We start from the raw sequence: 22,123 nt of genomic DNA on the forward strand, positions 1-22,123 counted from the left end.
CCCCTGACCGCCGTCGTCATGGTGGTCAGGGGCGGCCGGCTCAGCGAGTGGTCACACCACGCGCTTGAGGTTGAGGCTGATGGTGTTGTCCGGGCCGGGAATCATGAAGTTGATCAGCAGTTCGGCCAGGTGGCAGTTGGCGAAGTCCGGGATGGTGTAGGCCCCGCTCAGCTTGCCGCCGGTGAGCGGGTTGAAGCCGGGTTCGCTGGTCAGGTCGATCTGCATCGGGGCCTTGCTCTGGCACTTGTCCCCGACCGGGTAGGGAATGCCGCCCGCCTTCACATCCCGCAGCCGCAGCACCACCTGCGAGCTGGAGGTCACCACCCCGCGGACGATCTTGCCGGTGGTCTGCCCCTGCGGCAGGAAGTCGATCGTCGCGGTCACCGGGATCAGCCCGAAGACCTTGAACTCCGAATGCGCGGGTGGCAGCACCAGGTCACCCTTGATGTCCCCGGTGGCCCCGTTCAGGTCCACCGCCAGCGAACCGGGACCCAGCGGCAGGGTCGAGCCGGTCTTCTTGACCACGCTCTGCCCCTCGACGGAATAGTTGATTTTCACCGCCGCGCCGTCCGGCTCCGCCGCCGCCGCGCCGCCAGCGAAGGCCAGCATGCCGGTCAGGGCCACCGCGAGCACCCGTAACGCCGACTTACCCGATCTCCTCATGGACTTTCCCTCCACGGATCGAACGAACCAACGGAATTCGCATTTCGCTTACCTGGCGGCGGTAACCGGAATCCGGGCGAGCAGCGGGTCCTGACCGGCGTCCTGGGTACAGGGCAGGTCGAAGGTGCCCAGTTCGGTCAGGGACCCGTCAGCCTTGCGCGGGGTGAGTTTGGAGTGGTGGTTGCCGACGCTGACGCCGATCGCGCCGGGGTTGCGCACGCCGATGCCGGGTACCGGGCCGCGGGCCACCGCGACCAGGTCGCCGGTCTTGGGCACCGGGGTGCTCGGGATGACCAGGCTGGGCAGGGTGACGTCGATCAGGGTGCCGTTGACGTCCACCGCGAGCAGCGCCTCGGCGTCGCCCGCGATCGTCTCGGCCTCGAAGAGCAGCAGCGCCTGGGCGGTCGCCTCGGGCACGGTGATGGTCGCGGAGAGGTTGGTGGCGCGCATGATCTCGCCGACCTTGACCGTCTCCGGCATGGTCACCTCGATCTTGGTGGTCAGCGAGGAGGCCCCGATCAGCGGGAACTCGCAGGTGTAGTTCAGCGTCTTGACGATCACCCCGGCGGCCTTGGCCGGTGCGCGGGAGGCGGCGTCGGCGACCCCGCCGGTGAGTACCAGGGCGGTGGCGCCGAGCACGGCGGCGACACGTCGGGACAACCGTGCGGAGAATGCGGCTCTCATATCGGACGTCTCCTTTGACATCAAATCTCAGAGAGGGGAACGGCTGATCCGCGGATGCCGCACAACTTGCGACGAAACGGAGCCTACTCGCAAGTAGGTAACGTCACAAGAAATTCCGTGCCCTTACTGTGATCCGATCACAGAAACGTACTCGGGTGATAATTCAGCCGGGTCGGTCGCGCGGTGGAGTTGTCATCTGAATGCAGTCCTCAGCGCGGTTGTAGTTCGGTGATCAACCATTTCTCGCCGACCCGGCGGGCGGTGACGCCGAGCTGGGCGGCCGAGGCGGAGGTCTGGTTGTTGTCGCCGCGGGTGGCGGTCTGGTCCAGGAAGACCAGCAGCACCGCGCGTTCGGCGGTCAGCTCGCGGACGCCGGTGCTGACCGCCTTGGTGGAGAGCACCAGTTTCTGTTGCGGGGCCTGCTCGCGGACCTGGGCGAACAGCGTGTCGTACTGGGCCCGCGCGGCGTCCACCAGCACCTCGCTCGCGGCTGCCTCGGTGCTCGCGGTGTCGTCGTGCCGGTAGGAGAACACCCGGCGCAGTGCCTCGGCGACCTGTCCGGCCACCTCGGCCGTGCCCGGTCCGTTGACCAGCGCCTGGTTCTGGGCCACGGCACTGTTGGTGGTCCGCCAGCCCTGCACCAGGAAGAAGCCCGCGAGCAGTACGGCGGCCGCCGCGAACGCGATCAGCCAGCGGGCCAGTGGCGGCCTGGGCGTCCGGGGCCGGACCCGCGCTACCTCAGCGGGTCCGGCCCCGGACTCGGCCGGCGGCTCCGCCTCCCGTTCCCCTGCAGAACGGGTGGCGGTGCGCACCGGACGGGATCCCGCCACCGCGGGCCTGCGCCGTTGCGGGACGGTGGCGCGTCGGGTGGGTGCCATCGGAAGTCCTTTCCGCACAGGGAGATCAGGAGGCGGCGACCGGCACCGGGCCGAGCGCGCTGAGCTTCCAGCCGGTCTCGGTGCGGGTCAGTTCGGCCTGGAAGCGGTTGCGCTTGGTGGTGGCGGCCGCGCCGTCGGGGGCGACCTCGATCTCCACCGCGGCGAGGAGTTTCGCCTTGCCCGCGCGGTCGTCCAGTTCGGTGACGGCGGCGTCGGTGACCCGCCCGGTGGTGACCGTCCTCGTCTCCTCGATCTGTTTCTTGCTGGCCGCGCCGGTGCTGCGCAGCTCCTCGTGCAGGGCGCCGGTGGAGGTGTCCAGCCAGCGGCGCATGCCCTCGTCGACCCGGCGGTAGTCCAGGCTGTTGAACTCCGCGACCGCCCGCTCCCCCACCGCGCGGACCTGCTCACGCAGTTCGGCGTACCGGACGTTGTCGCCGGAGGCCGAGGCCAGCCACCACCAGCCGGAGCCCACGGCGAGCAGCACGGCGGTGGCGGCGGCGATCACGGGTAGCCGCAACGGGTTCCGGCGGGCGACCGGCTCGGCGGTGTCCGCTTCCGGTGCGGCCGGTTCGGCTGGTGCGCTCATCGGTTTCCTCCCGGCAGGCCGAGCAGTCCGCGCAGGGTGGCGGTGTCGGGGCTGAGGCTGTCCTGTTGGGCGGGCAGCCAGTGCGAGGTGGCGGCGGGTGGCCTGCCGCCCTTGGGTGCGTTCTGGGCGCCGCGGACGCCGGTGGGGTTGCCGCGGGGCAGCGTGCAGGCGGCCTGGGTGTTGAGTGGTTTGCCGGGGCCGGTGACCAGGCCGTTGCGGTATTCGGTGCCCTGGTAGCCCTGGGTGCAGGGCAGCGGGTTGAAGTAGGTGACGGCCATGCCGAAGTGCGCGCCGTCGGCCTTGACCACCGAGGTGCCGGCGGCCACCGCGGCCGGTGCGGTGAACAGCAGTTGTTCCAGTCCGGCGTTGCGGGTGACCAGGACGTTGGCCGTGGTGAGCAGGTTGGCGATGACCACGCCGAGGTTGGGGCCGGACTCGCGCAGCACGGCGGAGACCTGTTCGGAGACCGGCGGCACCGCGGCGATGACCCGGCGGAAGTCGCCGTCGGACTCCTTGAACTGCTGGGCCAGGAGTTTGGCGTTGCGGGTGAGGTCCTTGAACGCCTGGGACTGTTCGGCCTGGGTGTCCAGCACGGTGCGGCCGTCGGTGAAGAGCTGTTTGGTCTGCGGCAGGTGGGTGATCGCGGCCTCGGTGAAGGAGCCCGCCGAGTCCAGGATCTGTTGCAGGTTGCGGCCCGCGCCGGTGAAGGCGGTGCCGAGTTCGTCGACCACGGTGCGCAGTGAGTCGGTGGGCACCGAGGCGACCAGGCCGTCCACCGCGGCCAGCACGTGCTCGACCGGTTTGGGGATGCTGGTGTTGCCCTGGCTGATCACCGCCCCGGCTTCCAGGTAGGGCGCGCCGTCGCGGCGTGGGCGCAGGTCGACGAACTGTTCGCCGACCGCGGACCGGTTGGCCACCACGGCCTCGGTGTCGGTGGGCACCTGGGGGCCGTCGTCGTCCAGGATGAGGTCGACCTCCACACCGCGGGCGGTCAGCCGCAGTGGCCCGACCCGGCCGATCGGCACGCCGCGGTAGGTGACCTCGGCGTTGGTGAAGATGCCGCCGGAGTCGGCCAGCTGCACCCGCACGGTGTAGCCGGCATAGCCGAACCAGCGGTCCAGCCCGGCGTAGCGGGCGCCGACGTAGGAGACTCCGATCAGCGCGACGAGCACGAAAACGCCGATCTGCCAACGGATCCGGGCGGTGAGCATCAGCGGGTCCCCGTTCCGATCACCGGGACGCCGTCCACGGGTGGCAGCGGTAGCACCGGTTTCGCCGCCTTGTCCGGCTTGGGCGCGGCCTTGGGTGCTTCCGGGCCGGGGTTCTGCACGTGCAGGGTGAGGTAGGTGTTGAGGTAGTCGCCCTTGATCGCGTTGAGCGCGGCGTCCGGGAACGGGTAGGTGAACAGGATCTCCAGCGACTGCGGCAGGTTCTGCCCGGCCTCGACGAGTCGGTGCAGGATGGGTTGCAGGGCCTTGAGATCGGCCACGAAGTCGTCCTTGCTGCGTTGCACGGTCTCCACCGCGACCTTGCCCATCTTGTCCAGCGCGGCCAGCATCGCCACCATCGACTCGCGTTGTTCGTGGAAGACCTGCAGGCCGGGGCCGAGGTCGGTGATGGCCTTGTCGATCTGCCCGGTGCGCCCGGCCAGCACGGTGTTGAGCCGGTTCATCCCGTCAAGGGCCTTGGTCAGGCTGTCCTTGTTCTGGTCCAGCTGGGTGACGAATTTGTCCATTGTGGACAGCAGGGATTTGAGCTGGGTCTCGTTGCCCTCGAAGGCGGCGGCGAGTTCCCGGCTGATGTCCCGGAGTTGTTGCACGCCACCGCCGTTGAGCAGCAGGGAGAGCGCGCCGAAGACCTCTTCCACCTCGGGGTTGCGGTTGGTGCGGCCGACCGGGATGACCGCGCCGTCGACCAGGGTGCCGGTGTCCGCGCCGGGTTCCTTGGGTTTGGCCAGTTCCACGTACTTCTCGCCGAGCAGGCTGGACTGACGCAGCCGGGCCAGCGCCGAGGCCGGCAGCTTCACGTCGCCGTTGACCGCGACGGTGACGTCGGCGGTGCGGCCGTCCTCGGTGAGCTGGATGCGTTCGACCTTGCCCACGGTGACGTCGTTGACCTTCACCGCGGCCTGCGGCACCAGGTCGAGCACATCCCGGAACTGCGCGGTCACCCGGTACGGCCGATCCCCAAGATCAGCCCCACCAGGCAACGGCAGGTTGTACAACCCGTCGAACCCACCCACCCCACACCCACTCGCCAGCACCAAGACCAACCCCACCACCACCGGCGTGTTGGCCGTTCTTGTACGCCGGTTTGGCCGAAGTGGTACGGCCCCTCGGGTCAGCCGGGTGCCGGGGAGCGGTGCCAGGCGGCGGGCACGCACGAGTTCGGTCAGGGTGGCGTACCACTTCGGCCAACCTGGCGTACAAGAACGGCCAACACCCCGTACGACATCGGCCAACACTCGGGGTGGGGTGGGCATTATTTGCCTCCGGTGGGGAGGGTGTGCAGGTCGCCTACCACTGGGAGGGGGAGGACGGGGAGGTTTTTCCGGTCGGTGGTGGGGGTTACCGGGATGAGGCGGGCCTTGGTTCTGGGGGCCAGTTCGTTGAGGTTGACCCGGCCGTCGATGGTGCGGGTGGCCGGGTTGTAGGCGTTGAGCAGGTTGGTGATGGCCAGTGGCGCGACGTCGACGGCCTCGGCCAGTGCGCCGCGCTGGTCGGCGAGCACCTTGGTGATGCCGGTGAGTTTGTCCACTGTGGACTTGATCCGGCCGCGGTTGTCCCTGACGAAGTCGCCGACCTGGCCGAGCGCGGCAGGCAGTTCGGCCAGTGCGGCGCGCAGCGCGTCCCGGTCGGCGGCCAGGAACCGGGTGACCTCGGCGAGCTGTTGTTCGGCCGCGACCACCTGGTTGTCGTTGCGGGCCAGCATGCCGGTGAACTTGGCCAGGTTGTCCACGGTGCCGAACAGGTCCACCTGCGAGCCGTCCAGGGTCTTGGCGGCCTGGCCGAGGTCGTTGAACAGCTTGTTCAGCGCGGCCCCGTTTCCGGCCAGGTTGGCCGCGCCGGTGTCCAGCAGTCCGGAGAGCGCGCCGTTCTTGTTGGCCCCGTTGGGTCCCAGCGCGCTGGCCAGTTTCTCCATGCTCTCGTAGAGCTGGTCGAGTTCGACCGGGCTGGCGGTGCGCTCGACCGGGATGACCGCGCCGTCGGCGAGTTGCGGACCGCCGGAGTAGGTGGGGGCGAGTTGCAGGTACCGGTCGGAGACCAGGCTGGGCGCGACCGAGACCACCTTGGCCTCGGCCGGTGCCTTGACCCCGCTGTCCAGGGTGAACTCCACCTTGACCCGCTGCCCCTGCGGTTCCACCAGGTCGATGGTGCCGACCCGGACGCCGAGCATGCGCACGTCGGATCCGGCGTACACGCCGACCGCGGCGGCGAACCAGGCGGTGGCCTTGACCTTGCCCGCCCCGTCCCGCCACCACCACAGCCCGGCCACACCGGCGACCACGACCAGCGCGACCGCGCCGATCAGCAGTCTCATTCCCTTGCCGCGACTGCGGAACCAGCTCATTTGCCGCCTCCCTTGGGTGGCACGCAGCCCTCTTCGCCGGTGCTCGGCGGGAGCAGGCCGCACATGTAGCTGTCCACCCAGCGGCCGTTGCCGGTGGCGTTGGTGAGCAGCCGGTAGTAGGGCCCTGCCAGGGAAAGCGCCTTGGTCAGGTTGTCCTGGTTGCGCTGCAACACCTCGGCCACCTTGTCCAGCCGGTCCAGGGCCGGGCCGAGCTGGGCCTTGTTGTCCTGCACCAGTCCGGTGAGCTGGCGGGCCAGGTCGCGGACGCCGGTGAGCAGCTTGCTGATCGCCTCGCGTCGCCTGCGCACCTCTTCGAGGAGCTTGTTGCCGTCGGCGAGCAGGGTGGCGATCTGCTCGTTGCGGTCGCTCAGCGTCTGGGTGATCTTGCGGCTGTTCTCCAGCACCCTGGCCAGTTCCTGGTCCCTGGAGGCGATGGTGGTGGACAGCGCGGACATCCCGTCCAGGGCCTTGCGCACGTGCTCGGGCGAGTCCCGGAAGGTCTCCGACAGCACGGTGAAGCTCTCCGCGAGCTGCTTGGTGTCGATCTTGCCGATGCTGTCGGTGAGGCCCTGGAAGGCATCGCTGATGTCGAAGGGGGTGGCGGTGCGCTCGCGCGGGATCGGGGTGTCGGTGTCCAGGCGGCCACTGCCCTGCGGATCCAGGGCGAGGTATTTCTGGCCGAGCAGGGTCTTGATCCGGATCGAGGCGCCGGTCTTGTCGCCGAGGTCGACGCCGGAGACCTTGAAGTGCACCGAAACCCGGTCCCCTGCCAGCTCGACGGTGCTCACGTTGCCCACCTTCAGCCCGTTCACCCTGACCTCGTCGTCCGGTTTGAGCCCGGCGGCCTCGGTGAACTCGGCCTGGTAGGTGGCGCCGCCGATGAGCGGGATGTCCTCGACGAAGAAGGTCGCCAGCACCAGCGCGCCGATGGTGGTCAGCCCGGTCAGTCCGACCAGGAGCGGGTTGCGTTCCCGGAACGGCTTCATCCCTTGCACCTTTCCTGGGTGAGCGGGATGCCGACCGGCGGTCCGCCCTGGGCCGGTGGCACACCGGGTGCGGAGGCCGAGCAGAGGAAGAAGTTGAACCAGGACCCGTAGGAGCCGATCCGGCCGATGGCCTCGAACTTGGTCGGCAGCCGGTCCAGGAACTCCGTCAGCAGTTTGGGTTGTTCCATCAGGTTGCCCGAGAGCGCGCCGAGTCCGGCGATGTCGGCCTTGAGCGGGGCGCGGGCCTTGTTGAGCAGGTCGGCGGTGGCCCCGGACAGCTCGGACATCGAGTTGATGGCCTCGCCGATGGGTTTGCGGTCCGCGGCCAGTCCGCTGACCAGTTTCTGCATGGTGCCGATCAGCGTGGAGAGCTGGTCGCCGCGGGAGTTGACCGTGGTGAGCACGGTGTTCAGGTTGTTGATCAGGTCCCCGATCACCTTGTCCTTGGCCGCGATGGTGGAGGTGAGCGAGGCGGTGCGGGCGAGCAGGCTGTCCACCGTGCCGCCCTCTCCCTGCAGCACCTGGACGATCTCGAAGGACAGCTTGTTCACGTCCTCCGGGTTCAGCGCCTGGAACAGCGGCTTGAACCCGTTGAACAGCATGGTGAGATCCAGCGCGGGCTTGGTGCGGTCCAGTGCGATGGTGCCGTCCGGCGGCAGCGTGGCGGTGGTGCCGCTGCCCTGGTCCAGGGCCAGATAGCGTTGGCCGACCAGGTTGCGGTAGCGGATGGCGGCGGTGGCCGAGGCGAAGATCCGCCGCCTGCCCTCGACGGAGAACTGCACCTCGACCACCCCCCGGCCGGCCAGTCGCAGTCCCTCGACCTTGCCGACCCGGACTCCGGACATGCGCACGTCGTCGCCCTCGTTGAGCGAGGTCACGTCGCTGAACCGCGCGGTGTAGAAGCTCGCGCCGACCGCGGTGGTGTTGGAGATGGTGACCGCGAGCAGGGCGGTCACCAGCACGGTGAGCACGGCGAAGAGGCTGAACTTGAGCAGTGGCGCGGTGAGTCCCCTCACTGGAGGGTCACCTCCGTTCCCCGGTAGATCGCGCCGAGCAGCACGCCGCTCCAGGAGGGCACCTGGTCGGCGGCGCGACCGAGCGCGGGGGCGAGCATCTGGGCCAGGAACTGGCTTTCCTGCGGCGAGTTGGCCAGGCCGAGGTCGGCGGTGTCGCCGGTGACCGGCAGCGCGACCGTCTTGCCGCCGCTGGGCGGGGTGCCGAAGGGGTAGCAGCGCGGGCCGCCGCGGTCCCGGTAGACCGGATCGTCCTTGCCCGCCTTGTATTCCCCGCGCGCGGGCACCGGGTGCAGGTTCACCTTCAGGCCCGGCCGGTCGGTGCCCGCGCCGAAGGCCGCGTTCATGATCGGCTTGAACCGGGTGAGCGTGTCGGCCAGGCAGGGCCAGGACGGCGAGTACCTGGCCATCGTCTCCAGGGTGTTGCGGCTGGCGTCGGACAGGCGGATCACGTTGTCCTTGTTGGCCCGCAGGAAGCCGCCGAGGTCGTTGGCGGTGGCGCCCAGGCTGCGGTAGAGCAGTTTGAGGTTCTCCCGCTGCTCGACGAAGGTCTTGGTGGTGACGGTGAGGTCGGTCAGCGCGTCCAGGGCGTCCGGGATCGCGGTGCTGTAGGTGTCGGCCACCTTGACCAGCTGCCGCATGCCCTCGGTGAGCGCGGGCACCTCGGGGTTGATCTCGCGCAGGTAGTGGTCCAGCCGCACCAGGTTCTGGCCGAGTGCCTTGCCCCGGTTGGCCAGCGCCGCCGACATCGCGCCGAGGGTGACCGCGAGCTTGTGCGGCTGCACCGCCTCCAGCATCGGCATCAGGTTGGCCAGCAGGCGTTCCAGCTCGACCGCGGTGGTGGAGCGGTCCTGCTCGATGACATCGCCCGCGCCGATGGTCTGCCCGTTGGTCTCGGCCGGGAGCACCAGTGCGACATAGCGTTCGCCGAAGAGGGTCTTGGGCAGCAGCCGGGCGGAGACGTTGCGGGGGATCAACTCCAGCTTGTCCGGCTGCATGGCCAGTTCCAGCTCGGCCCCGGATCCGCTGCTGGAGATGCGCCGCACCGAGCCGACCACCAGTCCGCGCACCTTCACATCGGACTCGGTCATCAGCTGGTTGCCGATGTTGTCGGTGCGCAGCCGCACCGAGACCGCGGAGCTGAGGTCGCCGCGGTAGACCGCGACGGTCAGCCCGAGCAGCAGCGAGATGATCACCAGGAACAGCAGGCCGAGCAGGCGGCCGCGGAGGACGTGCGGATTGGACGTCATGGCGCGGCCCTCACTCGTAGCCGACGAAGGTGAGGTTCAGGTTCAACGTGTTGCCCGGCCCCGAGATCAGGCCGGTGAGCAGCGAATCGAGGGGCTCGGTCACGCCGCAGTTCGCATACGGCGGGATGGTGTAGGTGGCGGTCATCGGCGTGGGTCTGGTGGGCAGGAACGGCGGCGGCGGGGTGGCCGAGATCAGGTTGATCACGGCTGGTTCCACCGTCCGGCAGTTCGGCCCTACGTCCAGTGGCTGGCCGCCGACCTTGACGTTCTTGAGCCTGAGGTACATCTTCGAGGTCGCCTTGACCTGGCCGCGTTCGATGACGCCCTCCACCTGGCCGACCGGCTCGAACTCGACCACCGCGTTGTTCGGCACGAACTTGAACAGCACGAAGTAGCCCTGGGACGGCGGCAGGGTGAGGTCGCCCTTGATCTCGCCGACCGGGAGTTTGATGATCACCTCGGTGAGCATCTCGCCGGGTCCGATGGTCAGCTCGGAGTCCAGCTTCTTGATCCGCGACTTGCCATCGACCTTGTACCGGATCCGCCGCGCGAACGGCCCGACCTGGCCATCGCCTGGCACGGTCACGCCGGTGCTCGGGATGGTCGAGCCGGTGGTGGGCGAGGTGGTGCTGGTGCCGGGCACGGTGGTGCCGGTGCGGCCGGTCACCGGGAACTTGGCCAGCTCGCCGGTCTGGCCGGAGTCCTTGGCGCACTTGAGGATCAGCGGCGCGGCGGTGGCGTCGTCGGTGGACGACCCGACGGTCAGGGTCAGGTCGGTCGCGGCCAGGGTGACCTCGCCGGGCTTGCTCGGGGTGAGCGCCGGGGCCTTGCCGGTGGCCACCACCTTCAGCTCGCCCTTGTCCGGCACCTCGGTGGCCGCGATGGCCAGCTCCGGCGGGGTGAGCGCGCCGGTGACGCCCGCGCCCGCGGCGGTCAGGCCGAGCACCGCGCTGCCGACCACGGACTTCGCACCGCCCAGTGCGGGCAGCACGGTCTCCGGCAGGGTCGCGGTGACGGTGAGGGTGGACTGGACCGGCACGCCGACCGAACCACTGGCCGGGACCACCGCGGCGACCTCCGTGACGACCGCCTGGGCGGCCAGGTCGGGCGCGGAACAGGTGTAGGCGATCCGGCGTCCTGGCGAGTCAGCGGCCGCGCTGCCGTCGCCGACCAGGGACACGCCGAGTGCCAGCACCAGGATCGCCGCGGCGGTGACGGCGCCCAGGCGGTGTGCCGGTCCAGTCCTGATCATCTTCTACTTCCTCGCCGCGGCGACCGGGATCTCGCCGAGCTTCTGGTCCTGCCCCGGGTCTTCCTTGCAGGGCAGGTCGAAGGTGCCCAGTTCGGTGGGCGTGCCGTCGGCCTTGCGCGGGGTCAGCTTGGCGTCGAAGCCGTTGCTGACGATCGCCTCGGCCTGGCCGGGGTTGTCCACCGTGGTCGCCGGGACGTCACCGAAGGCGGGCACGGTGAGGTCGCCGGTGTCCGGGATCGGGGTGGACGGCACGGTCATGCCGGTGACATCGACCGTCTTGCTCACCCCGGCGGCGTCCTTGACGTCGAAGTGCGCGACCGCCGAACCGTCCAGGCTCTTCGCCTCGAACAGGTCGAATGCCTCCACGATCCGCTCCGGCACCAGCACGCTGACCTTGAAGTCGGTGGCCTGGGCCGGCTGGCCGACCACGGCCGAGTCCGGCAGGTTCACCGAGATGGTCACCACCAGCTGGTCGGGGCCGATCAGCGGGAACTCACACGTGTAGTTCAGGGTCTTGGTGACCGGCGCGGCCTGGGCCACGCCGGTGCCGACAAAGGCCAGGGCCAGTCCGGCCAGCACTGCTGTTGTTCGAGTCAGGATCTTGGTCAAGTGGCGGGTAGCCATGTGAACTTCTCCCTTGGTCAGCGAGCGTCATTGTTCGCCGAATTCACTCGAACGACTCGTTGACAGAAAAATCCGGGGCAGGTGGAGTCGCCGAAAGAAACCCGGAAGGCAGGGGACTGTACAGCAGGTGACCTGCACGAACGGCCTCCTACTAGCCGGTAGGTTACTGTTGCGTGTCATGGCTAGGCAAGAACCAGGTGGAGAAAAATCCCCCAAGAGGCCAACGTTCGACTGGTTTTGTCACCGAACTGACAATCGGTTCGGCCGAACGTGCTCACTCCGGCACGGATTTCGCGGGCCAAGTTGTCAGTGCATCAAAATAATGACCCGATGGGGTGATATGGGCGCACCCATTCCCCGGCATAGGCGTTTGCGATACCGCCGAATTCAGGCCCCGGCTAGCCCGAACGGCCCGGTCCAAGGCACTCCGACACGCCTGCTTCCGACCCCCTGGTGGCCCACCCGCGCGCCTGGGTAGGGCACGATCGGGGGCACCATGACGCTCACCGAACACCTGCCGGACGGCCAGGACCCCGACGCCCTCTTCGACGCCTTCAGCACCTGGGCCGCCGGCCAGGGCATCGAGCTGTACCCGGCGCAGCAGGAAGCGCTGATCGAGATCGTCTCCGGCGCCAACGTGATCCTGTCCACCCCGACCGGCTCGGGCAAGAGCCTGGTCGCCGCGGGCGCGCATTTCGCCGCACTGGCCAACAAGCAGCGCACCTTCTACACCGCGCCGATCAAGGCCCTGGTGTCGGAGAAGTTCTTCGCGCTGATCGAGATGTTCGGCGCGGAGAACGTCGGCATGATGACCGGCGACTCCAGCGTGAACGGGGACGCGCCGATCATCTGCTGCACCGCGGAGATCCTGGCCAACATCGCGCTGCGGGACGGCGCGGACGCCGAGGTCGGCCAGGTCGTCATGGACGAGTTCCACTTCTACTCCGAGCCCGACCGCGGCTGGGCCTGGCAGGTCCCGCTGATCGAACTGCCCAAGGCGCAGTTCCTGCTGATGTCGGCGACCCTGGGCGATGTCAGCCGGTTCGAGACCGACCTGACCCGGCGCACCGGCCGCCCCACCACCGTGGTCAGCTCGGCCGAGCGCCCGGTGCCGCTGTTCCACAGCTACGTGACCACGCCGCTGCAGGAGACCATCGAGGAACTGCTCTACACCCAGCAGGCCCCGATCTACGTGGTGCACTTCAGCCAGGCCGCGGCGCTGGAACGGGCCCAGGCGCTGATGAGCATCAACGTCTCCAGCCGGGCGGACAAGGACGCGATCGCCGCGCAGATCGGCAACTTCCGGTTCACCGCCGGGTTCGGCAAAACACTGTCCCGGCTGGTCCGGCACGGCATCGGCGTGCACCACGCCGGCATGCTGCCCAAGTACCGGCGCCTAGTTGAGCAGCTCGCCCAGGCCGGGCTGCTCAAACTGATCTGCGGCACCGACACCCTGGGCGTGGGCATCAACGTGCCGATCCGGACCGTGGTGTTCACCGCGCTGAGCAAGTACGACGGGGTGCGCACCCGGATCCTCAAGGCGCGCGAGTTCCACCAGATCGCCGGGCGGGCCGGGCGGGCCGGGTACGACACGGTCGGCAACGTGGTGGTCGAGGCGCCCGATCACGTGGTGGAGAACGAACGCGCGCTGGCCAAGGCCGGGGACGACCCGAAGAAGCGGCGCAAGGTGGTGCGCAAGAAGCCGCCGGAGGGCTTCGTCTCCTGGGGCGAGCCGACCTTCCAGCGCCTGGTCGACGCCGAACCCGAACCGCTGACCTCCAGTTTCCAGGTCAGCCACGCCATGCTGCTCAACGTGATCAACCGCCCCGGCGACGCCTTCGCCGGCATGCGGCACCTCCTCGAGGACAACCACGAGGACCGCCCGGCACAGCTCAAGCTGATCCGCCGGGCCATCGCGATCTACCGCGCGCTGCTGGCCGCCGGTGTGGTGGAGAAGCTGGACACCCCGGACGAGGAGGGCCGCACGGTCCGGCTCACCGTCGACCTCCAGTTCGACTTCGCCCTCAACCAGCCGTTGTCCCCCTTGGCATTGGCCACCATCGAGCTGCTGGACCGGGAGTCCCCCACCTACGCGCTCGACGTGGTCTCCATCATCGAGTCCACAGTGGACAATCCGCGCCCGGTGCTGTCCCAGCAGCAGTTCCGCGCCCGCGGCGAGGCCGTCAACAAGATGAAGGCCGACGGCATGGAGTACGAGGCGCGGATGGAAGCCCTGGAGGAGGTGACCTGGCCCAAGCCCCTGCAGGACATCCTGGAGGCCGCGTACAACATGTACCGGCGAGGCCACCCCTGGGTCGCCGACCACGAGCTGTCCCCCAAGTCGGTGGTGCGCGACATGTTCGAGCGCGCCATGACCTTCGTGGACTACATCGCCTTCTACCAGCTGGCCCGCTCCGAGGGCCTGGTCCTGCGCTACCTGGCCGATGTCTACAAGGCACTGCGCCAGACCGTGCCCGACGACGCCAAGACCGAGGAACTCACCGACCTGATCGAATGGCTCGGCGAACTGGTCCGCCAGGTCGACAGCAGCCTGCTGGACGAGTGGGAACAACTCCGCAACCCCAAGGACGAGGAAAACCCCGACGCCCCCATCGTCGACCTCGGCCCACCCCCCGTCACCGCCAACCCCAGGGCGTTCCGGGTACTGGTGCGCAACGAGCTGTTCCGGCGGGTCGAACTCGCGGCGCGGCGGGACTACTACACCCTCGGCGAGATCGACGCGCACGCCGGCTGGGACGCGGACCGCTGGCAGGAGGCCCTGGAACCGTACTTCGAGGAGTACGCGGAGATCGGGGCCGGACCCAATGCTCGAGGGCCGGCACTGCTGATGATCAACCAGGACGAGTACCCGGGGCAGTGGGTGGTGCGGCAGATCTTCGACGATCCGGCCGGGGACCACGACTGGGCGATCACGGCCGAGGTGGATCTGGCCGGGTCGGATGAGGCCGGGACCGCGGTGGTGCACGTGACCGAGGTGGGCCCGGCCTAACTCGTGCGACCTCGTAACGTTCGCGCACGCTACAAAGCCGCCCTATCCTGTGCTCATGACCGTCGAACTCCAGTGGCCCTACGTACCACCGGACGGCTGGACCGCTGCTGACCTGGACAGGATCACCAGCGATGGACCGTACGGGGAACTGGACGCGCTCAAACACGTTGAGCTGGTCGATGGAGAACTGATCGTCATGAGCCCGCAGACGGAGTTCCACCGCCGGGTTGTGGAGCGGCTGCGAAATGAGCTGGAACGCCAGGCACCGCCGGAGCTGACCGCGACCCGGGAGATGGACGTAGTGCTCGGGTCGCGTCAGCGCCCGTGTCCGGACGTCTCCGTGGTGACCGCCGCGGCCGCCGATGACCTCGCTCGGACCTTCTACCTGCCCGAGGACGTGCTGCTGGTAGTCGAGGTGGTGTCGAAGTCCTCGGAGATCAGGGACCGGGAGACCAAGCCCCGCCGCTACGCCGAGGCCGGGATCGCACACTTCTGGCGGGTGGAGAACAACTCCGGCGCACCGGTCGTCTACGTGTACGAGCTGGACCCCGCCAGCCGGTCCTACGCGTTGACCGGGATCTTCCACGACCAGCTCGAGTGCCGGGTGCCGTTCCCTGTCGACATCCGGCTGGACGCGCTCGTCCGCTGACCCGGACCGGCGCGTGGTGACCGCACCCGGATATCGCTACCCTCGGTCACGTCAGTGATCGAACCGCTACGGGGGGTGGCGAATGAGCGCGACGGTGACCGCGGACGGCCCGGATGCCGCTGATCAGCTCCGGTACCTGCACGAGTGGCTTGGCGAGGTCGAGGAGTTGCGCGGCCGGGTCAGCCTGACCGAGCGGCCGCCCGAGCCGGGCACGCTGGGGCCGGTGGTGGACGCGCTGGTGGTGGCGCTGGGGCCGGCGGGGGCGGTGAGCGCGTGTGCGGCCGCGGTGCTGGCCTGGTTGCGGACCCGGCGCGGGCGAGTGCGGATCAAGGTGACGTTGCCGGGGCGGCGGTCGGCCGAGCTGGACGCGGAGAAGGTGGCCAAGCTGGACGCGGCCGCGTTGCAGCAGCTCGCGGCGCAGCTCGCGGCAATGCTGGAGCAGGGGGAACTGCCTCCCGGCGACCGGTGACCGGGCTGGCCGGTGCCGGCGTGCGGGTGCTGTTGATCGGCACCGGCAACCATCCCGGGCCGACGCTGACCTCGGTGCCCTCGGTCGAACCCACCATCGCCGACCTGCGCACCGCGCTGGTCGAGCGGTGCGGGGTGGAGGCGGAGCAGGTGCGGGTGCTGCTGGATCCGCCGGACGCGCGGGCCATGGCGCTGGCCGTGACCGCGGCGGCGCAGCGGGCCGAGACCGTGCTGCTGGTCTGGTTCATCGGGCACGGGCTGCTCGGGCCGGGTGGCGAGCTGTACCTGGCGGCCGGTGGCACCGACCGCCTGGTGCCAGGGCTGGCCGAACACCAGGCGCTGTCCTTCGGCACGTTGCGCCAGGCCCTTGGCGCCAGCCGGGCGGCCTCGGTGGTGGTCGTGCTGGACTGCTGCTTCTCCGGACGGGCCTCGCTGGGGGCAGCCGGGCCCGCGTTCACCCTGGCCCCGGCGCACGGCATGTACCTCATCGGCTCGGCCGAACAGCTCGCGCTCGCCCCGCCGGAGGCCCGGCACACCGCCTTCACCGGGGCCTTCCTCGACCTGCTCACCCACGGCGACCCACGCGGACCGCACCAGCTCACCCTGGACGCGGCCTACGACGCGGTGTTCCGGGCCATGCGGGACCGGCAGCGCCCACTCCCCCGGCGGCAGGCGGGCGACCGCTCCGGCAGCCTGGTCCTCGCGCCCAACCCCGCCGCGCCCGCCCCGTCGCCGGACCCGGTGCGGCCCCCTGATCCGGGGCGCTGTCCCTACCCGGGGCTGGGTGCCTTCGGCGTCGAGGACGCCGGGCTGTTCCACGGCAGGGACCGGATGATCGCCGGACTGCTCGCCGCGGTCGCCGAGCCGGGCCGGGCGGGACTGGTCGCGCTGGTCGGACCGTCCGGCTCCGGCAAGACCTCGCTGCTCAACGCCGGACTGCTGGCCGCACTGCACCGCGACGGCCTGCCCGGCCTGCCCGGTTCGGCGAGCTGGCCGGTACTCCGGTTCACCCCCGGCACCAGCCCACTCGACAGGCTGGCCGCCCGGCTCGACGCCGCACCGGAGGCCGCCGACCTGCACGCGGACCCCGCCGCGGCCGCCGACCTGGCCGACCGCCTGCTGGCCGAGCGGCCCGGCGCGCGGCTGCTGGTGCTGATCGACCAGTTCGAGGAGCTGTTCACGCTCTGCCCCGACCCGGCCGAACGCACCGCGTTCCTGCACGCCGTCCACGTGCTAGCCGAGCCGTCGCGCGGGGTGGTCGTGTTCGCGCTGCGGGCGGACTTCTACGGCCAGGCCGCCGCGCACCCGGAACTACTCGCCGCCCTGCGCGACCGCCAGCTCCTGATCGAACCGATGACCGCCGCGGAGCTGCGCGCAGCCATCGAAGCCCCCGCCACCGCCGCCGGACTGGCCCTGGACGACGGCCTCGCCGACGTGATCCTGCACGAACTCGGCACCGCCGACAGCGCGCTGCCGCTGCTCTCGCACGTGCTGTGGGCGACCTGGCGGCAACGCAGCGGCTCCCGGCTGACCGTGCGCGGCTACCGGGCCTCCGGCGGCATCGCCCAGGCCATCGCCACCACCGCCGAACAGGTCTACACCGAACTCGACGAGCCGGGCCGGGAGGCCGCCCGGCGACTGCTCCCCCGCCTGGTCCGGGTCAGCCCCGACTCGGTGGACACCGCCCGCCCGGTCGAGTTCGCCGCCCTGGTGCACGGCCTGCCCGACCCGGCCGCCGCCCAGCAGGCCATCAACCGGCTCACCGCGGCCCGCCTGCTCACCCTGGACCGCGACACCGCCCGGCTCAGCCACGAGGTGCTGCTGCGGGCCTGGCCGAGGCTGCGCGAGTGGGTGGACACCGACCGCGACTGGCTGCACGCCCACCAGCAACTCAGCACCGACGCCACCGCCTGGGACCGCGCCGACCGCGATCCTTCCTTGCTGTACCGGGGAAACCGCCTGGCCGCCCTCCGCGGCCGGGCGGCCGAATCCCGCACCGACACCGCCGACCTGGAACCCGTGCTCGCCGAGTTCATGACCGCCTCCTGGGACGACGAACGCCGTGGCGTCCGGCGCAGACGGCGCGTGACGGCCTTCCTCGCGGTGCTGGTGCTGCTGGCCTCGACCGGCCTGATCGGCGCGATCGTGTTCCAGCGCCAGGCCACCCAGGCCCAGGACCGCGACCTGGCCCGCTACCTCGCCACCGAGGCGGAGGCGCAACGCGAGCGGCAACCCGGCCTGGCCAAACAGCTGAGCCTGCTCGCCTACCGGATCGACGCGGAGGCCGGCCGCGGCGCGGTGCTGAGCAGCCTGCACACCCCCGGCGTGCTCAACCACGGCGAACCCGCCACCGACGTCGTACCCAGCGCGGACGGCCGGGTCCTGGCCATCGCCACCAGCGACGCGATCCTGCTCCGGGGTGCGGACGCCCCAATGCGAGTGTCCAACCGGCGAACCGGGCTGATCGCCCTCAACCGCAACGGCTCCGTGCTCGCCGCGGCCGGACAAGCCGAGTCGCAGACCATCCGACTGTGGGACCGCGCCAAGCCGGACCAGCCCCGGGAACTCACCGCCCCCGGCCCGGTCACCGCACTCGCACTGGGCACGGACCGCGAGATCCTGTACGCGGGCACCAACTCGGGCGAGATCGCGGTCTGGGATCTCGGCGATCCGGCTGCCCCCAAACCGTTGCCATCACTGCGTGGGCACACCGGTTTCGTGGACTCGCTGGCCGTGTCGGCCCAGCGGGGCCTGCTCGCCAGCGCGAGCGCCGACGGTCAGGTCAAGCTCTGGGACGCCTCGGGCGGGCAGCTTTTCTCCTTCGCTGGAAAGAAGATCAGCGAATCCGACCGCAAGTCACCGCAACCCTGGCACCGCGTTGCCTTCGACCCGACCGGGCGTCTGCTGGCCACTCCGGGCGATCTGCGGGCTGCCCCGCACCTGTGGCAGCTCGACGATCCACGCGCACCCCGGCCAGTGGATTCGAGCGTCGGTCCGAGGAACTCCTGCCTCGGCGGCTACGGTCCTCGGTCCGTGGCGTTCAGCCCGTCGGACAAGCATCTCGTCATGCTGTGCGACAACAAATGGCACCTGCTGAAGTACAACTCCGGGGCGATCGCCTCGGGCGCCTCGCAGGAGTTGGACGTGTTCCTGCGGCCAGGGCCGGTCGTGTTCGATCCCCAGGGCGGCAAGCAATTGCTCCAGGCCACCGCCAACGGCGTCTACGCCTGGGGACTGTCCAATCCGGACCAGCCAGGGGCGCTGGGGGCGTTGCCGTTGTCCTACCTGGCCGCGGGCGATCTTGTGTTCCGGTCCGACGGCCGACGGCGACTCGTCCTGTTGCAGGACGCGGTGTCCATCGGCCTGTGGGAGGTCACCGACCTGGCCCACCCGAAGATCGTCGGCACGATTCCCGTGCCCAGAAGGAACATCGCCATCGAGGCCGATCTCAGCCCGGACGGCGCGGTCATCGCCGCGGCAGAACTGGTCGATGACCAGCGGATGGTCCTCCGCCTGCGCGACACCAAGGCCCCCGGCCTGCCGGTACTGGGCACGATCGAGGGAATCGCCAACGAGCTGCCGGAGGTGGAATTCCACCCGGCCAAGCCAATTCTCGCCGTGTCCGACCACAGCACCGGGCCGTACCCCAGACGCGCGCCGTCCGCGATCCGACTGTACGACATCGCCGATCCCCGGCGACCACGGCAGCTCACCTCGCTGCCGTTCGAGACCACCGATGTGGGGTTTTCCCCAGACGGCACAACGCTGATCGCGGATGTCCGGATCGACGGGGCGCGTCAGTTGCTGGGCTGGGACCTCACCGACCCGGCGCGGCCGACCGAACTGTGGCGACTCCCCTTGCCCTCGGACGCGTCGGTTCCCACCTTCGGGATGCGGCCCGACGGCAAGCTGCTCGCGGTCTCGGCCAACAACGATCTGCGCCTGTGGCGGGTGGAGAACCGGCGGCCGGTCGGCGACCCGATCAGCGTGACCGCGATCAACTCGGCCGGGGGATCGCTGGCGTTCAGCCCGGACGGAACCCAGCTCGCGCTCTACGTCCGGCACCGCGACAGCGAGAGTGCCGGGTACCGCCCTGAGGTGTGGAACGTGGCCAACCCCAGCCTCCCGCAACGCCAGTTCTACCTGCCGGGCAAGAAGATTGTCCTAATCGAGTCACTCACGTTCAGCCCTGACGGCCGGGTCCTCGCAGTCACCCGCTCCGGCGACTCAGTCGACTTCTGGAGCACCGACCCCGAGCACATCCTCGGCACCCTCTGCGACTCCGTCGGCGACCCGATCACCCAGCAGCAATGGGACCGCTACCTCCCCGGCCGCAGCTACGAACCCCCCTGCCGCTGACACTGTCACCCACATCACCGTGGACACTCCGTCCAACCGTTGTACATTTTGTCCATGAGCGACGAACACCCCTACTCCACCGCCTTCCGCAGCGGCGACCTGGTCGCCGTGTCCGGCAGGCTCGGCGTCAGCGCGCCCGGCGTCCTGGTGCCCGGCGGCTTCACCGCCGAGTGCACGCAGGCGTTCGCGAACCTGGACGAGGCCCTGACCTCGATGGGAGCGACGCGGGCTGACGTCGTCCAGGTGACCGCGTACCTGACCGACATCGCCGACCGGGACGGGCTCAACGCCGCCTTCGCCGGGTACTTCGGCGAGCCGCGACCGGCGCGGACCTGTGTCGGGGTGGCCTCGCTGCCCTACGGCGCCTGCGTGGAGATCGACGCGCTGGCCAGGGTCCGGGGATGACCGGCGAGCGGGACGCGATCCTGGCCGCGCTGGAACCGGTGGTGGACGGGATCGTGGCGACCTTCGGGGAGTGCTGCGAGGTGGTGGTGCACGACTTCCGGCGGCCGGAGAACTCGGTGGTGGCCATCGCGGGCAGTGTCACCGGGCGCAGTGTCGGCGGGGCGATGAGTGAGATCGGGATGGGGTTGCTCGCCCAGGGCGAGGCGGCCGAGGACCAGCTCAACTACATCACCAGGACCGCGGCCGGGAAGATGGTCAAGTCCTCCACGATGTTGTTGCGGGACAGCGAGAATCTGGTGTTCGGCGCGCTGTGCGTGAACCTGGATCTCAGTGGGCTGACCCAGGTGCAGCAGTTGCTGGGCGGACTGGCCGGGGTGGCCGCGCCGGTGGCCACCACCACGTTCGGGGACGACATCGACCTGGTCATCGATTCCATTGTGGACAGTCGTCAGCTCGACCAGGGGCGGTCCTGGAACGAGTTGAGCCGGGAGGAACGGCTCGCGTTGTTCCGGGACCTGGAGCAGCGCGGGGTGTTCGCGGTGCGGCGGGCCGTGCCGCGGGTCGCCGCCCGACTGGGGATCTCCCGGGCCTCCGCCTACGCCTATCTCGCCGAGACCAAGGAGAACGCATGAGCACGTTGCCGGTTTCCCTCGCCGATGTCCGGGACGCGGCCGCGCGGCTGGCGGGAGTGGCGCATCGGACGCCGGTGCTGCGCTCGCGTCAGCTGGACGAGCTTGTCGGCGCCGAGGTGCACCTGAAGTGTGAGAACTTCCAGCGGATCGGGGCGTTCAAGTTCCGCGGCGCCTACAACGCGGTCTCACGGTTGTCCGAAGCCCAGCTGCGCAAGGGGATCGCGGCCTACTCCTCGGGCAACCACGCCCAGGCGGTCGCGCTGGCCGCGCGGGAGTTCGGCAGCACCGCGGTGATCCTGGTGCCTGAGGACACGCCACAGTCCAAAAAGGACGCCACCGCGGGTTACGGCGCGGAGCTGGTGACCTACGACCGGTTCACCGGGGACCGGGTGGCCATCGGGAACAAGCTGGCCGCGGATCGTGGCCTGGCGTTGATCCCACCGTACGAGCACCCGCACGTGATCGCCGGGCAGGGCACGGCCGCGCTGGAACTCCTGGATGAGGTGGCCGAGCTGGACACCGTGCTCACCCCGATCGGCGGCGGCGGGTTGATCGCGGGCAGCGCCACCGCGGCCAAGGGGATCTCGCCGGGGATCCGGGTGGTGGGCGTGGAACCCGAGGCCGGGGACGACACCCGGCGGTCCCTGCTGGCCGGGGAACGGGTGCGGATCCCGGTGCCGCGCACCATCGCGGACGGGCAGGCGGCGGAGATCCCCGGTGAGCTGACCTTCTCCATCAACCGGCACCTGGTGGACGAGGTGGTGCTGGTCAGCGATGACGAGATCCGGGCGGCGATGCGATTCGCGTTCGAGCGCCTGAAGATCGTCCTGGAGCCAAGCGGCGCAACCCCGATCGCGGCACTGCTCACCGGAAAACTGGCCGGGGCACGACGGGTAGGCGCGATCCTGTCCGGCGGCAACATCGCCCCAGAACGCTTCGCCACCCTGCTCTAACCAATCCACACCCCACCGCCGTGTTGGCCGTTCTCGTACGCAGTGTTGGCCGTTCTCGTACACAGTCTTGGCCGAACTGGTACACCCTCCGGCCAACACACCGTCCATAACGGCCAACACACCGTCCAGTTCGGCCAACAC

At 69.8% G+C, this 22,123-nt stretch carries 19 protein-coding genes; 7 read left to right on the forward strand and 12 right to left on the reverse strand.

The features are described from left to right. Positions 1-51: 51 nt before the first annotated feature. The 12 genes from HNR67_RS37615 to HNR67_RS37670 all read right to left on the reverse strand — a co-directional run bounded on the left by HNR67_RS37615 (position 52) and on the right by HNR67_RS37670 (position 11,506). Entirely contained in the window at positions 52-663 is a 612-nt protein-coding gene (locus tag HNR67_RS37615; protein WP_185007889.1) for a hypothetical protein, read from the reverse strand. Positions 664-711: 48 nt separating this feature from the next. Further along, the gene (locus HNR67_RS37620; protein WP_185007891.1) at positions 712-1,323 is read right to left on the reverse strand and encodes a DUF6801 domain-containing protein; all 612 of its coding nucleotides are present in this window, start codon (positions 1,321-1,323) and stop codon (positions 712-714) included. Positions 1,324-1,556: 233 nt separating this feature from the next. Next, the gene (locus tag HNR67_RS37625; RefSeq protein ID WP_185007893.1) at positions 1,557-2,225 is read right to left on the reverse strand and encodes a hypothetical protein; all 669 of its coding nucleotides are present in this window, start codon (positions 2,223-2,225) and stop codon (positions 1,557-1,559) included. A gap of 25 nt (positions 2,226-2,250) precedes the next feature. After that, on the reverse strand, positions 2,251-2,811 hold the full coding sequence (locus tag HNR67_RS37630; RefSeq protein ID WP_246492683.1) for a hypothetical protein: 561 nt from the start codon (positions 2,809-2,811) through the stop codon (positions 2,251-2,253). After that, complete coding sequence (locus tag HNR67_RS37635; protein ID WP_185007895.1) at positions 2,808-4,022, reverse strand: MCE family protein; 1,215 nt, start codon at positions 4,020-4,022, stop codon at positions 2,808-2,810. The genes HNR67_RS37630 and HNR67_RS37635 overlap by 4 nt, the downstream gene beginning before the upstream one ends. Then, entirely contained in the window at positions 4,022-5,194 is a 1,173-nt protein-coding gene (locus HNR67_RS37640; RefSeq protein ID WP_407645161.1) for an MCE family protein, read from the reverse strand. The genes HNR67_RS37635 and HNR67_RS37640 overlap by 1 nt, the downstream gene beginning before the upstream one ends. Positions 5,195-5,292: 98 nt before the next feature. Beyond that, positions 5,293-6,381, reverse strand: a complete 1,089-nt coding sequence (locus HNR67_RS37645; protein ID WP_246492684.1) for an MCE family protein — start codon at positions 6,379-6,381, stop codon at positions 5,293-5,295. Further along, positions 6,378-7,367, reverse strand: a complete 990-nt coding sequence (locus tag HNR67_RS37650; protein WP_185007899.1) for an MCE family protein — start codon at positions 7,365-7,367, stop codon at positions 6,378-6,380. Before HNR67_RS37650 ends, HNR67_RS37645 begins: the two co-directional genes overlap by 4 nt. Continuing rightward, positions 7,364-8,383: an MCE family protein gene (locus HNR67_RS37655; RefSeq protein WP_185007900.1), complete on the reverse strand. Its 1,020-nt coding sequence runs from the start codon at positions 8,381-8,383 to the stop codon at positions 7,364-7,366. Before HNR67_RS37655 ends, HNR67_RS37650 begins: the two co-directional genes overlap by 4 nt. Then, entirely contained in the window at positions 8,380-9,630 is a 1,251-nt protein-coding gene (locus HNR67_RS37660; protein WP_185007903.1) for an MCE family protein, read from the reverse strand. The genes HNR67_RS37655 and HNR67_RS37660 overlap by 4 nt, the downstream gene beginning before the upstream one ends. Positions 9,631-9,640: 10 nt before the next feature. After that, positions 9,641-10,882: a DUF6801 domain-containing protein gene (locus tag HNR67_RS37665; protein WP_185007905.1), complete on the reverse strand. Its 1,242-nt coding sequence runs from the start codon at positions 10,880-10,882 to the stop codon at positions 9,641-9,643. Positions 10,883-10,885: 3 nt separating this feature from the next. Continuing rightward, positions 10,886-11,506: a DUF6801 domain-containing protein gene (locus HNR67_RS37670; protein WP_185007906.1), complete on the reverse strand. Its 621-nt coding sequence runs from the start codon at positions 11,504-11,506 to the stop codon at positions 10,886-10,888. Positions 11,507-12,002: 496 nt separating this feature from the next. On the opposite strand from HNR67_RS37670, the gene HNR67_RS37675 reads away from it, so the two are divergent. The 7 genes from HNR67_RS37675 to HNR67_RS37705 all read left to right on the forward strand — a co-directional run bounded on the left by HNR67_RS37675 (position 12,003) and on the right by HNR67_RS37705 (position 21,982). Beyond that, entirely contained in the window at positions 12,003-14,516 is a 2,514-nt protein-coding gene (locus HNR67_RS37675; RefSeq protein ID WP_185007908.1) for a DEAD/DEAH box helicase, read from the forward strand. 55 nt (positions 14,517-14,571) lie between these two features. Then, positions 14,572-15,165, forward strand: coding sequence for a Uma2 family endonuclease (locus HNR67_RS37680; protein WP_185007910.1), 594 nt, complete (start codon positions 14,572-14,574; stop codon positions 15,163-15,165). 82 nt (positions 15,166-15,247) lie between these two features. Continuing rightward, on the forward strand, positions 15,248-15,634 hold the full coding sequence (locus HNR67_RS37685) for an effector-associated constant component EACC1 (RefSeq protein ID WP_185007912.1): 387 nt from the start codon (positions 15,248-15,250) through the stop codon (positions 15,632-15,634). Positions 15,635-15,654: 20 nt separating this feature from the next. Next, the gene (locus tag HNR67_RS37690; RefSeq protein WP_221490184.1) at positions 15,655-19,992 is read left to right on the forward strand and encodes a caspase, EACC1-associated type; all 4,338 of its coding nucleotides are present in this window, start codon (positions 15,655-15,657) and stop codon (positions 19,990-19,992) included. A 54-nt stretch (positions 19,993-20,046) separates the two neighbouring features. After that, positions 20,047-20,397: a RidA family protein gene (locus tag HNR67_RS37695; RefSeq protein WP_185007916.1), complete on the forward strand. Its 351-nt coding sequence runs from the start codon at positions 20,047-20,049 to the stop codon at positions 20,395-20,397. Next, positions 20,394-21,029, forward strand: coding sequence for a helix-turn-helix transcriptional regulator (locus tag HNR67_RS37700; RefSeq protein ID WP_185007917.1), 636 nt, complete (start codon positions 20,394-20,396; stop codon positions 21,027-21,029). The genes HNR67_RS37695 and HNR67_RS37700 overlap by 4 nt, the downstream gene beginning before the upstream one ends. Beyond that, a complete protein-coding gene (locus tag HNR67_RS37705; protein WP_185007919.1) occupies positions 21,026-21,982 on the forward strand; it encodes a threonine ammonia-lyase in 957 nt (318 codons plus the stop codon). Before HNR67_RS37700 ends, HNR67_RS37705 begins: the two co-directional genes overlap by 4 nt. The last annotated feature ends 141 nt before the right edge of the window (positions 21,983-22,123 follow it).

The organism is Crossiella cryophila, assembly GCF_014204915.1.
Classification (GTDB): Bacteria; Actinomycetota; Actinomycetes; order Mycobacteriales; family Pseudonocardiaceae; genus Crossiella; species Crossiella cryophila.